Here is a 13,203-nt window from a genome sequence, read left to right on the forward strand (position 1 = left end):
TCCCTCGCCGAGCAAGCCTGAACCGGGCTGGCCAGATTAATCTTCCAGAGGGGGGAAATGTGCTAAACCCCTTGAATTACTGGGTTTATTTTTGACTTGGCTACGACCTATAATGACAGGCCAAGCGAGTTCGTGGTTGCCATTCCTTCGGCAGTCAATCAGAATAACCACACCTTCGAGAATGCGAATAAATAGAATATGGCAGACAACAACCAAGCGTTAAAAAAGGCCGGGCTCAAGATCACCTTGCCCCGCGTCAAGATCCTGGAAATCCTGCAACAGCCGGACTGCCAGCACACCAGTGCGGAAGATCTGTACAAACGGCTGATCGATCAGGGTGAGGAGATTGGTCTCGCTACCGTCTATCGCGTTCTCAACCAGTTTGATGATGCCGGTATCGTCACCCGTCACCACTTCGAAGGGGGCAAGTCGGTGTTCGAGCTGGCGACCCAGGAACATCACGACCACCTGGTCTGCCTCGATTGTGGCAAGGTGATCGAGTTCTCTGACGAGGTGATCGAGCAGCGTCAGCGCGACATCGCCAAACACCACAATATCCGCCTGACCAACCACAGCCTCTATCTCTATGGTCACTGCGTGAACGGTGACTGCAAGCACGACGAATAACGCCGTCGGCTGCGAGCAGCCATGAAAAAGCCAGCATCACGCTGGCTTTTTTTGTGTCCGCAATCCGGACCAGAGTGGCAGGATCTCCCCTGCCCTCTTCCTGTCAAGCTGCAGCCATCAGGCCTCGGCCTTGCCCCAGACGTCGCGCAGAGCCACGGTGCGGTTGAACACCAGCTGCTCCGGACTGGAGAGCTTGTTGTCGGCGCAAAAATACCCTTCACGCTCGAACTGGTAGGCAAACTCAGGCTTGGCGTCCTTGAGAGACGCCTCGACCCGGGCACCGGCGATGATCACCAGGGAATCCGGGTTGAGCGCCGCCTCGAAGTCGTCCTCGGCACCGGGGTTCGGCATCTTGAACAGACGGTCGTAGAGACGGATCTCGGCCGGCAGGGAGTGAGTGGCGCTGACCCAGTGGATCACCCCCTTCACCTTGCGGCCATCGGCCGGATCCTTGCCCAGGGTCTCGGGATCGTAGGAGCAGTAGATACAGGTGACCTTGCCGTCCGCATCCTTCTCGACCCGCTCGGCCTTGATGACGTAGGCGTTGCGCAGGCGCACTTCCTTGCCCAGCACCAGCCGCTTGAACTGCTTGTTCGCTTCTTCCTTGAAGTCCGCCTCGTCGATGAAAATCTCGCGGGTGAAGTTCAGCTCGCGGGTACCCATCTCGGCATTGCTCGGGTGCGCCGGTGCGGTCAGCACCTCGTCAGCGGCCAGGTTCTCGATGACCACTTTCACCGGATGCAGCACCGCCATGGCACGGGGGGCGTTCTCGTTGAGATCGTCGCGGATGCAGGCTTCCAGCATGCTCATCTCGACGATGTTGTCCTGCTTGGTCACGCCGATGCGCTGGCAGAACTCGCGGATGGAGGCCGGGGTGTAACCACGGCGACGCAGCCCGGAGACGGTCAGCATGCGCGGATCGTCCCAACCGCTGACGTGCCCCTCGGTCACCAGCAGGTTCAGCTTGCGCTTGGACATGACGGTGTATTCGAGGTTCAGACGAGAGAACTCGTACTGACGCGGGTGACAGTCGATGCTGATGTTGTCCAGCACCCAGTCATAGAGGCGACGGTTGTCCTGGAACTCCAAAGTGCACAGGGAGTGGGTGATCCCCTCCAGGGCGTCCGAGATGCAGTGGGTGAAGTCATACATGGGATAGATGCACCACTTGTCACCGGTCTGGTGGTGGTGGGCAAACTTGATGCGATAGATGACGGGATCGCGCATCACCATGAAGGGGGATGCCATGTCGATCTTGGCGCGCAGGCAGGCGCTGCCTTCGGCCATCTCGCCGCTCTTCATCTTGGCAAACAGCGCCAGGTTCTCTTCCACGCTGCGATCGCGGAACGGGCTGTTCTTGCCAGGGGCGGTCAGGGTGCCGCGGTATTCGCGCATCTGCTCGGGGGAAAGCTCGTCCACATAGGCCAGACCCTTCTCGATGAGCTCGATGGCATAGCCGTGCAGCTTGTCGAAATAGTCGGAGGAGTAGCAGATCTCGCCGCTCCACTGGAAGCCGAGCCACTGTACGTCCTGCTTGATGGACTCCACGAACTCGATGTCTTCCTTCGCAGGGTTGGTGTCATCGAAGCGCAGGTTGCACTGGCCCTGATAGTCACGGGCGATGCCGAAGTTCAGGCAGATGGACTTGGCGTGGCCGATATGGAGATAACCGTTCGGCTCCGGCGGAAAACGGGTATGCACGCTCTTGTGCTTACCGCTGGCCAGATCTTCATCGATGATCTGACGGATAAAGTTGGTTGGGCTGCTCGCCTCGCTCATGGCTCACCTCAAAAATGCGTCACTGGCGGAAGTTGTGCCGGTTGGCACCCTCATCACCCCGCCGTCAAGCCGGATATGATCCCTCATTACGCGCCCTGCCTCAACCTGAATTTGGCCAATCCGGGCCATTGGCGTGCTAAAAACGGGAAACAGCGGGAGCCCCTCTGAACCCTGGCTAAAAAAAGCCCCGCACGAGGCGGGGTCACAAGTGATGAAAAACAGACAATACACACACAACAAAGGTTCACACGCACAGTCAACCTTTCCCAAAGCCGATGACCTATCGGTCTTGGGAAAGGCGGGTCTTGCGACCCACCTTGCGTTATGGATTGAGGACTATCAGTTCAGCTCGGTGACGCGGCTGGTGCGCTTGCCATCGAAGCTGGTGGTACGCAGCCAGACCTTGCCTGTCACGCTCGGCTTGGCCGCGGCGTCATAGGCGGTCCAGTTGGTGCCGTCCAGGCTGTACTGGATGGGCAGACCCGGCAGATCCACGTTCGCTTCCAGCTTGCCGTTCACCACCTTGGCGCCAGGCACCGAGAGGCGGTATTCAACACCGGCCTGGTCGAGTTTGGGCAACACGCGCTGACCCAGCAGGTTGGCGAACTGGTTCCACTCCTTGTTCAGGGTGGCCTTGTTGACGTGCTTGGTGGTACCGGAGAACTCGCGACCCTTCACGTAGTCCAGCTCGAAGCCACCCTTGTGCCAGGCACGCTCAGCCACGGAGAAGATGCGCGGATAGACCATGTACTCGTACTGGGCATCGGTGCGCACTGTCTCGCTCCACTGCTGACCGGAGATCCCCTTGAACTTGACCGGATCCTGGTCACCCTTGGCCACGAAGGCGTTGCCGTCGCGGTCAACCGAGGTCTCGGCGTTCTGCGGCAGGTTTTCCGGGGCGAAGGCGAACACCTTGCGGGTGTCGTTGAAGCGGGTTGCCCAGTAGTAGCCGCGCTCGGCCGGGTGTACCTCGTTCGGGAAGTCGAAGTAGAGGTAATCCGGGTTGGACAGCACCACGTCATAGCCCTTGTGCGCCCACTTCATCGCCTCGTTGAAGCCACCCCAGTAGAGGGTTTCCCAGAAGTTGACCCGGGTCTTGTCGGTGGCGAACACGCTGGCGTCCGTGGCGTACTTCAGACCATCTTCCCACGCCTGCAGGGTGGAGAAGCCGTGGCCCTTGACCATCTCGCTCACTTCCTTGGCGAAGTGGACAGGCAGCTCGGCCACATCCTTGATCTTGCCATCGTCGATCATCTTCTGGCACAGGGGGGACTTGCCGAACGGCTTGTCCTGCTTGCTGGAGTCGACGTTGCCCTTCCAGGCCACCAGATCGGCTTTCTGGGTAACGGCCGGATCCTGATAGCCACCGCCCTGCATGATGTTCTTCGCCTCGTCACCACCGTAGTGCCAGGCGGTCAGGGGCTGGCCGGCGGCCTGGTGCATCTGGGCCACTTCATCCATCACCTTGGCCACGAAGGTGGCGGCACCCGGCTGGCAGGGGTTGATGAAGGACATCTTGTCGTAGAACTGCACCGAGGTGACGTTGGAGGTGTCATCCGGGTCAGTCAGACGGAACTGGTTCGCTTCCGCTTCCTTCCCTTCCGCCAGCAGACGCTTGTAGCGCGCCTCCATGGAGACCACGGCGGCACGGGCGTGCGCCGGCATGTTGATCTCGGGGATCACGGTCACACCGCGGGCCTTGGCATAGCGCACCAGGTCGATGTAGTCGGCCTTGCTGTAGAAGCCGGAGCCCTGGTTGTCGCTGGTGGGACCTGAGCCGAGCTGCGGCATCAAGCACTTGGTTTCGGACTCGTCGTGGCAACGCTGGCTGCCGACGTCGGTCAGCTCCGGCAGGCCCGGGATCTCGATGCGCCAGCCTTCATCGTTGGTCAGCCCCAGGTGCAGCACGTTGAGCTTCATGGCAGACATCTGGTCAACCAGCTTCTTCATGGTCTCCGGGCTTCTGAAGTGGCGGGCCACGTCGGTCTGCATGCCGCGGTATTCAAAGCGCGGCGCATCTTCGACGCTCATCTGGCTCACCAGCTTGTCGTCAACCCCCAAGAGGGAGATCAGGGACTGGGCACCCCAGAAGGCCCCATCGATGTCATGACCCTGCACCACTGTGCCTTTGGCGCCTATGGTCATGTCGTAGCCTTCGGCCTGCTTGAGCTTGCTGCCGAGCTTGATGGTGACCGGGTAGCCGGTGTCGGAGAGGGTAACACCCAGCTTGGTCAGTTGAGCCTTCAGGGCCTCGGCGCGATCGCTTGGCAGATCCAGGGCATTGAGCTTGATGGTGGAGAAGTCGACCTGGGGACCGGCCTTGACCACCTGCTTCATCGGGCTCGGCAGGATCTGGTCGTCAATCTTGCCGGCAGGCAGCAAGGTGCTGGTCTGGTTGGCGGCAAAACGGGTCTCGCTGTTCATCAGGATGTTGTTGTCATCCTTGGTGCGCTTCCAGCCGTCGGCCGGCATCGGCTTCTCGTAGGTGGTGGCATCGTCGATGTTGCTCATGCTGGCCAGCACTTTCGGCTCGGCCCCTTCGCTGGCGACATACCAGTTCGGCATGATGTCAGATTCGAACAATACCCAGTACTCCACCACCAGGGGCACTTCGACCGTGGCGTCCTTGGCAAAGCCCTGGAACTTTTCGGTTGGCGTCAAACGATAAAGATCGCCGGTCAGGTGAGTGATGGTGAACTGGTCGTTGTCCACCCGCTGGATGCGGCGGATGGAGGAGACATAGATGCTCCAGTCCTTGGAGGTAACGTCGGCACCCGTATTGGTCAGGTGCAGCTTGGCGACACCGCAGCTCGCCCACTCGGAACCCAGTGCCTGGCAGTCGAGACCGGCGCCGGCACCGTCATTGGTGACGACTTCGTACTTGACGACCAGATTGCTGGCGAGGGAATCGACCACGGCTTGCCTGGCGGCATCGGCTGCCTGTACCTGGCTGACGAAAACGGTAGACATGGCAATGGCTAACAGAGAATGTTTCAAGTTCATAACTGCTGCTCTCATTTGAAGTAAAGGTTGGATTTTCTTGGCTTTTTTTATATGGGGCCCCTGAGCGAGGCCCTTAGTTATGTCAACAATGGACTTAGACTTGAGGTGAGCGAGTCGCTCGATTAACGCAGGGCTTTCATCTCACCGGCGATGATCTCGGCCAAGGGGCCCAGAATCACCTGCAGGTTCTGCTCACCGAGCTTGACCACACCGGCCGCACCCAGGGCTTTGAGCTTGCGCTCGTCGACGATGCTGCGATCTTTCAGGGTCAGACGCAGACGGGTAATGCAGGCATCGATGGTCACCAGGTTGTCCTGGCCACCCAGCACTTCCAGATACTGGCGAGCCAGCTCGGTGCGGTCGGTGGTCTGGGCCTGTACCGGCACGGCTTCGTCATCTTCACGACCCGGGGTTTTCAGGTTGAACTTGACGATCACGGCACGGAAGATGGCGTAGTAGAGGCCGAAGAACACCAGACCCTGTACCAACAGCATGTACCACTGGGTCGCCAGCGGGTTGCGCGATTGAATGAACATGTCAACAAAGCCGGCGCTGAAGCCGAAGCCTGAGATCCAGTGCATGCTGGAGGCGATGAACACGGACAGACCGGTCAGCAGGGCGTGGATGACATAGAGCACAGGCGCCACGAACATGAAGGAGAACTCGAGCGGCTCGGTCACCCCGGTGAAGAAGGCGGCGAAGGCGGCCGCGATCATGATGGAGGCAACTTTCTCTTTGTTCTCTTTCTTCGCGCTGTGGTAGATGGCCAGTGCCGCACCCGGCAGACCGAACATCATGATGGGGAAGAAGCCAGCCTGGTACATGCCGGTCACGCCCACGACAGCCTTGCCGGCGTCGATGGAGGATTGGCCACCCAGGAAGTTCGGGATGTCGTTGATGCCGGCCACGTCGAACCAGAACACGGAGTTCAGGGCGTGGTGCAGGCCCACCGGGATCAGCAGACGGTTGAAGAATGCGTAGATGCCGGCACCGGTAGAGCCCATGCTGACGATGGACTCACCGAAGGAGACCAGGCCACCATAGATAATCGGCCAGACAGCCATCAGGATGAAGGAGACGACGATCATGACAACGGAGGTCACGATCGGCACCAAACGACGGCCGGAGAAGAAGGCCAGCGCCTTGTGCAGCTCGACACCGCTGAAGCGGTTATACAGCTCGGCAGCGATGACACCGGTCAAGATACCGATGAACTGGTTCTCGATTTTACCGAAGGCAGCAGGGACCTGGTCCAGCGGGATCTGCTGGATCTGCGAGACCGCGCCCGGGCTCAGCAGGGTGGTCACTACCAGATAGCCGACCAGACCGGCCAGCGCGGCGGAACCGTCTTTATCCTTGGACATGCCATAGGCGACACCCACGGCAAACAGGATGGCCATCTTGTCGATGATGGCGGCACCCGCCTTGATCAAGAAAGCCGCCAGCGCGCTTTCGCCACCCCAACCGTTAGGGTCAATCCAGTAGCCAATCCCCATCAGGATCGCTGCGGCAGGCAATACCGCTACCGGCACCATCAGGGCACGGCCGATCTTTTGCAAATAACCGAGAATGTTCACGGTTCCTCTCCTTAGTTGATGTTTTTCTAGAAATTAAGTGCTTATCACGTTCGACGCATAAGCCATCAAGGCTTGATTGGCAGTCTATTTGTTTTATTTCGCTTCGCAAATTAATAAACCAACTTTCGTGATCATTATCACTCAACAGAGATAAAGGTAGCGGATAGATGTGGCTTAGTTCGCAATCTTTATTTACGCTATAAAACAACTTGAATCCGTGTTTGGTCCCTTGCCGTCAATCCTGTGCGGCAACCGTTCTGAGGTATATAGAATGCGCCTGATCCCGTTGAAGTCTGCCAGCCAGGTGGGTCTCTGGTCTGCCCGTTACATCGTTGACCGCATCAATGCGTTCAAACCGACCAGCGATCGCCCCTTCGTGCTGGGCCTGCCCACCGGCGGCACGCCGCTGACGACCTACAAGCGCCTGATCGAGTTGCACCAGGCCGGTGAAGTGAGCTTCGAGCACGTGGTGACCTTCAACATGGACGAGTACGTGGGCCTGCCGAAGGAGCACCCGGAGAGCTACCACAGCTTCATGCACAACAACTTCTTCAACCAGGTTGACATTCGCCCGGAAAACATCAACATCCTCAACGGCAATGCCGAGGATCTGGTGGCCGAGTGCAAGCGCTATGAGGACAAGATCAAGTCCTATGGCAAGATCAACCTGTTCATGGGCGGCGTCGGCAACGACGGCCACATCGCCTTCAACGAGCCGGCCTCCTCCCTTGCCTCCCGTACCCGGGTCAAGACCCTGACCGAAGATACCCGCATCGCCAACTCCCGCTTCTTCGGTGGCGACATGGAGCAGGTGCCCAAGCTGGCGCTGACTGTGGGTGTCGGCACCCTGATGGATGCCGAGGAGATCATGATCCTGGTGACCGGTCACGCCAAGGCGCTGGCCCTGCAGGCCGCGGTGGAAGGCTGCGTCAACCACATGTGGACCATCTCCACCCTGCAACTGCATCCCAAGGGCATGATGGTGTGCGACGAGCCCTCCACCATGGAGCTGAAAGTCAAGACGGTCCGTTACTTCCAGCAGCTGGAAGCCGCCAACATCGACCGTTTGTAAGGAGCCGTCATGTACGCACTGACTAATTGCACCCTCTATACCGGCAGCTGCGTGCTGACCGGCCACGGCGTACTGATCGAGGGCGACAAGATTGTCGCCATCTCCCACCTGGCCGAGCTGCCCGCCGGCATCGAGCGCATTGATCTCAAGGGCGCCAACCTCAGCGCCGGCTTTATCGACGTGCAGCTCAACGGCTGCGGCGGCGTCATGTTCAACGGCCACATCACCACCCAGACGCTGGCCACCATGCAGGCGGCCAACCTCAAATCCGGGACCACCAGCTTCCTGCCGACCCTGATCACCAGTCCGGATGCAGACATGAAGCTGGCCGTAGCGGTGACCCGCGACTACATGGCCGCCCATCCGAACGAGGTGCTGGGCGTCCACCTGGAAGGGCCCTACACCAACCTCAAGCGCAAGGGCATACACCCGGCGGAGCAGATCCGTCAGCCCGTCGACGAGATGATCGATTTCTTCTGCGCCAACAGCGACGCCATCGCCAAGATCACCCTGGCGCCGGAGCGCAACAAGCCGGAGCACATCCGCCGCCTGGTGGAGGCCGGCATCCTGGTCTCCGCCGGTCACACCGCCGCCAGCTATGACCAGGCCATGGCCGGGTTTGACAACGGCATGCGCTTTGCCACCCACCTCTACAACGCCATGACCCCGACCCTCAACGGTCGCGAGCCGGGCGTGGTAGGCGCCATCTACGATCGCAAGGATGTCTATGCGGGCGTCATCGTCGACGGCCACCACGTGCACTGGGCCAACGTGCGCCTGGCACACAGGATCCTCGGCGAGAAACTGGTGCTGGTCACCGATGCCACCGCTGCGGCCGGGGCACCGGAAGGCTTTGAACAGTTTGATTTTTGTGGCGCAACCGTCTATTTCCGCGATGGTCAGTGCGTCGATGAGAATGGTACACTCGGCGGCTCCGCCCTCACCATGATTGAAGGGGTGGAGAATCTGGTCAAACAGGTCGGATTACCGCTCGATGAAGCACTGAGAATGGCCACCCTTTACCCCGCTCGCGCCATTGGATGGGACTCACGTCTCGGTAGTATCCAGGTCGGAAAAATTGCCAACCTCACCGTCTTTGATCAGGCCTTCACGGTCTGCGGGACCGTGGTTAACGGACACTACACAACACAGTGACACTATGACTGGCGGACAAATAGCAAACGTAGATCTTATCAAGCAGGTGAACAGTGCCGTCGTGTATCGACTCATTGACCTGCAGGGGCCCATCTCGCGGGTCAAAATTGCCGAGTTGAGTCAGCTGGCACCGGCCAGCGTGACCAAGATAACCCGGCAACTGATCGAGCATGGCCTCATCAGGGAGACCTCGCCCCAGGCGTCAACCGGCGGACGACGCGCCATCTCCCTGACCACCATCAAGCATCGCTTTCAGTTTGTCTCCGCCAAGCTCGGTCGCGGCTACCTGCAACTTAGCCTGTACGATCTCGACGGCAAGGAGCTCGATCAGCACATCACCCAGGTGACCGAGATCGAGCAGCAACCCGTGGTCGACATGCTGCTGCGGGAAATTGGCGCCTTCATCGATGCCAATACCGAGCGTAGCCGCAACCTCATCAGCATCGCGCTGACCATGCCGGGTCTGGTCAACCCGGAATCCGGCATGGTCATCTATACCCCCACCTACCAGATCCGCAATCTCGGCCTAGCCAAGCTGTTGGAGCACCATTTCAACCTCCCCTGCTACGTGGGCAACGACACCCGTTCCCTGGCGCTCGCGGAGCACTTCTTCGGCGAATCTCGCGACTGCATGGACTCCATCCTGGTCAGCGTGCACCAGGGCACCGGCTCCGGCATCATCACCAAGGGGCAGGTGTTCCTCGGTCATAACCGCAACGTCGGCGAGATAGGTCACATCCAGGTCGAGCCGCTCGGCAAGCGCTGCCACTGCGGCAACTTCGGCTGCCTCGAGACCATCGCCTCCAACGAGGCCATCGTCGACAAGGTGAAGGAGCTCATCAGCCGCGGCCACCTGAGTTCGCTGCAGGAGAAGCACATCACCATCCAGGAGGTGTGCAAGGCGGCCATGGCCGGTGACGAGCTGGCCCGCAGCGTGATCGAGAACGTGGGAGAACACCTGGGCCGGGCCATCGCCATCACGGTCAACCTGTTCAATCCCCAGAAGGTGCTGATCGCCGGCGAAATCACCGCCGCCGAGGAGATCCTGATCCCGGCCATCCGCCGCTGCGTCGAGCACCAGTCCCTGCCGAGCTTTCACCGTGGTCTGCCCATCGTGAAGGCCCGCTTCCAGAACCAGCCCACCATCGGCGGTTTCGCGCTGGTGAAGCGCTCCCTGCTGGAGGGAGATCTGCTGCAGATCATCATGGAGCAGAAGTAACCCAGCTCCTTGCATCAATAAAAACGGCAGCCAGTGGCTGCCGTTTTTATTGATCTGTTTTCGCCGGTTTACCCCGCCCTACACGGCTTGAACAGGTCAAGCTTGCCGTCATAAGCCTGGGTCTGCACATCCATGATGCCGAGCATCGAGTGGAACAGATTGTCGTGGGAGAAGCGCTTGCTGCCCGCCTCCTGACGCAGGCAGTCCTGGTCCAGCTGGCGGTCACGCTGCAACTGGGGAGAGAACCAGGTCAGCAAGGGCACCCGGGTCTGATCGTCCGGGGCAAACTTGTAGGGAGTGCCGTGCAGATAGAGTCCCATGGCGCCCAGGGATTCCCCGTGATCAGACAGGTAAACCAGCCCCACGTTGTACTGGCTCTCCAGGGTCTTGAGCTTGTCGATGAGTTGGGACAACACCTTGTCGGTGTACCTTATGGTGTTGTCATAGGTGTTGACCAGCTCCTCGTTGCTGCAGTTCTCGATGTCGCTGCGCGGGCAGTCCGGCAAGAAGACGCGGTCGGCGGCCGGGTAGCGGCGATAGTAGGTCGGGCCGTGGCTGCCCATCAGGTGGAAGGCGACCAGCTTGCTGCCCTGCTTGCCCTTCATCCCGGCGATCTGCCGATCCAGTCCCTGCAGCAAGACCTCGTCATAGCAGGAATCCCCTTCACAGTATTCGGGGAAGGTCTTGGGCTCGATCTCCAGGGTGGGCACGTGATTGCACACCCCCTTGCAGCCGCCGTCGTTCTCCTTCCACAGCACGGAGACTCCGGCGTGCTGCAGCACGTCCAGCAGGCCGTCTCTGGACTTGGCCAGGGTCTCGTCGTATTCACGGCGCGTCAGGTTGGAGAACATGCAGGGCACCGAGACCGCGGTGGCGGTACCACAGGAGCGTACGTCCCTGAAGGAGACGAGATCCGGCTCCTTCATGGTGAAGCCGTTGGTCTCCTTCTGGTAGCCGTTGAGGGAGTAATTCTGGCTGCGGGCTGTCTCCCCCACCACCAGAAACATCAGAGTCGGCTTGTCGCTCTTGGCGACCACCCTGGCATCTGTGCCTATCGGCTCATAAGGGACAGGGGTAGCGAAGAGAATATCCCGGGCGTAGCGATAGAGGCCGCGCACATAGTTGGAGGGGACTATCTCCTTGACGATGGAGTGGTTGTTGCGCCCGACCGAGGCATAGTCCTGGTAATAGAGGACGGCAACACCCACCAGAAACAGCAGCGACAGAGCGATGGAACCGAGCCGCAGACCCAGCCCCTTGTACCAGGGGGTTGGGTACTCCACCTTGATCCACAGCAGACCAAGTACCGGCAACACCGCGGTCAGCAGGAACCAGAGCACCACTGAAGCATTGAGATAGGAGGTCGCCTCCCCGCTGTTGGTCTCCAGAATGTTCTGCACCATGCCCACATCGAAGATGATCCCGTATTTCAGCATGGCGTAGCTGACCAGAGAGGCCGTCATGATCAGCAGGATGAAGAAGGGCTTGAGCAGATAGCGGAAGGTAAACGGCAGGAAGACCGCATTGAGCGCGGCGATCAGCACCAGGGGGATGGAGAGGGCAAATCCCGCCTTCACATGCTCGAGCGCAGTGAGAATACGGTAAAAGTGCAGGAAAATGGGCCAGTTGAACACCAGTGCAAACAGCAACACCAGCAACAGGTTGACCTTCATCACTCCCAGAGTGAGGCGCATAAGAAGACTCCGACAAACCAGTGATCTGGAGACCCTGCATGGGGGCTCCGTTGTGGGCATCCCGCTCCCCCGCCCCTCTTCCCGAGCAGACGGAGGATCATGGCCAGAGCGGCCCGGATACCAGGTGATACTAGAAAGTCAAACTTAAGCCGGCATTAAGGGCAGCAAAGGAAATGGGGCAAGAGGGGGGCAGGTGATAAAAAAACGGCAGCCTTAGGCTGCCGTTTGGTCGGAGGTGACACCCTGGTGTTGCCCCTGGTCTTCTATCTGGCGATCAGAGCAGCGCGGCCACTTCGTCGGAGATGGAGCCGTTGTGGTAGACCTCTTGCACGTCGTCCAGGTCTTCCAGCATGTCGATGAGACGCATCAGCTTGGGTGCGGTGTCGGCGTCCAGCTCGGCTTCGGTGGAAGCTATCATGGTCACTTCGGCGCTCTGGGGCTTGAAGCCGGCGGCTTCCAGGCCGTCCAGCACTGTGCCGAAATCGTTCGGGGTGGTGTAGACCTCGATGGAGCCATCCTCTTCGGTAACCACGTCATCGGCGCCCGCTTCCAGGGCCGCGTCCATCAGGGCATCTTCGTCCACGCCCACGAAGGTCAGCAGACCCTTCTTGCTGAACAGGTAGGCCACTGAGCCGTCGGTGCCCAGGTTGCCACCGCACTTGCTGAAGGCGTGACGCACTTCGGCCACGGTGCGATTGCGGTTGTCGGTCAGGCACTCCACCATGACGGCGGAGCCCGCCGGGCCGTAACCTTCGTAGACGATGGTCTCGAGCTGCTCGCCATCACCACCACCGGCGCCACGCTGGATGGCACGGTTGATGGTATCGCGGGTCATGTTGCCGGTCAGGGCAGCCGCTACCGCCGCGCGCAGGCGCGGGTTGTTGGCGGGATCCGCGTCACCGAGGCGAGCCGAGGTGGTGATTTCGCGGATCAGCTTGGTGAAGATCTTGCCACGCTTGGCGTCTTGCGCCGCCTTGCGGTGTTTGATGTTGGCCCATTTGCTGTGACCTGCCATAAAAACTCTCCGTTATAATGTGAAATCAAGGGGATACGGGTCGCATGGCGACCCGTTCTTCA

9 protein-coding genes are annotated in these 13,203 nt (G+C 59.9%); 4 read left to right on the top strand and 5 right to left on the bottom strand.

The annotated features are described in order from the left end of the window. Positions 1 to 198 precede the first annotated feature (198 nt). The gene (gene fur, locus KW824_RS03880) at positions 199 to 627 is read left to right on the top strand and encodes a ferric iron uptake transcriptional regulator (protein ID WP_005325677.1); all 429 of its coding nucleotides are present in this window, start codon (positions 199 to 201) and stop codon (positions 625 to 627) included. Positions 628 to 744: 117 nt separating this feature from the next. Here the strand turns inward: fur and glnS are convergent, their stop codons facing one another. From glnS to nagE, 3 genes are all read right to left on the bottom strand, one after another. After that, on the bottom strand, positions 745 to 2,406 hold the full coding sequence (gene glnS, locus KW824_RS03885) for a glutamine--tRNA ligase (protein ID WP_218408958.1): 1,662 nt from the start codon (positions 2,404 to 2,406) through the stop codon (positions 745 to 747). Between the two features lie 339 nt (positions 2,407 to 2,745). Then, the gene (locus tag KW824_RS03890; RefSeq protein ID WP_218408959.1) at positions 2,746 to 5,409 is read right to left on the bottom strand and encodes a beta-N-acetylhexosaminidase; all 2,664 of its coding nucleotides are present in this window, start codon (positions 5,407 to 5,409) and stop codon (positions 2,746 to 2,748) included. A gap of 122 nt (positions 5,410 to 5,531) precedes the next feature. Then, the gene (nagE, locus tag KW824_RS03895; protein WP_043131578.1) at positions 5,532 to 6,986 is read right to left on the bottom strand and encodes an N-acetylglucosamine-specific PTS transporter subunit IIBC; all 1,455 of its coding nucleotides are present in this window, start codon (positions 6,984 to 6,986) and stop codon (positions 5,532 to 5,534) included. Positions 6,987 to 7,257: 271 nt separating this feature from the next. Here nagE and nagB point away from each other — a divergent pair, with 271 nt between their 5' ends. Genes nagB through KW824_RS03910 form a run of 3 tightly spaced genes read left to right on the top strand, consistent with a single transcriptional unit; the run spans position 7,258 to position 10,432 of the window. Then, positions 7,258 to 8,058: a glucosamine-6-phosphate deaminase gene (gene nagB / locus KW824_RS03900; protein WP_043131581.1), complete on the top strand. Its 801-nt coding sequence runs from the start codon at positions 7,258 to 7,260 to the stop codon at positions 8,056 to 8,058. 9 nt (positions 8,059 to 8,067) lie between these two features. Further along, a complete protein-coding gene (gene nagA, locus KW824_RS03905) occupies positions 8,068 to 9,213 on the top strand; it encodes an N-acetylglucosamine-6-phosphate deacetylase (protein ID WP_005325686.1) in 1,146 nt (381 codons plus the stop codon). 4 nt (positions 9,214 to 9,217) lie between these two features. Next, on the top strand, positions 9,218 to 10,432 hold the full coding sequence (locus tag KW824_RS03910; protein ID WP_041206154.1) for an ROK family protein: 1,215 nt from the start codon (positions 9,218 to 9,220) through the stop codon (positions 10,430 to 10,432). 68 nt (positions 10,433 to 10,500) lie between these two features. On the opposite strand, the gene KW824_RS03915 is transcribed toward KW824_RS03910, so the two are convergent. Beyond that, complete coding sequence (locus tag KW824_RS03915; protein ID WP_218408960.1) at positions 10,501 to 12,126, bottom strand: phosphoethanolamine transferase; 1,626 nt, start codon at positions 12,124 to 12,126, stop codon at positions 10,501 to 10,503. Between the two features lie 274 nt (positions 12,127 to 12,400). Beyond that, positions 12,401 to 13,141, bottom strand: coding sequence for a YebC/PmpR family DNA-binding transcriptional regulator (locus tag KW824_RS03920; RefSeq protein WP_005325689.1), 741 nt, complete (start codon positions 13,139 to 13,141; stop codon positions 12,401 to 12,403). Positions 13,142 to 13,203: the final 62 nt, after the last annotated feature.

It is taken from the genome of Aeromonas sp. sif0611 (genome assembly GCF_019218845.1).
GTDB lineage: Bacteria > Pseudomonadota > Gammaproteobacteria > Enterobacterales > Aeromonadaceae > Aeromonas > Aeromonas media.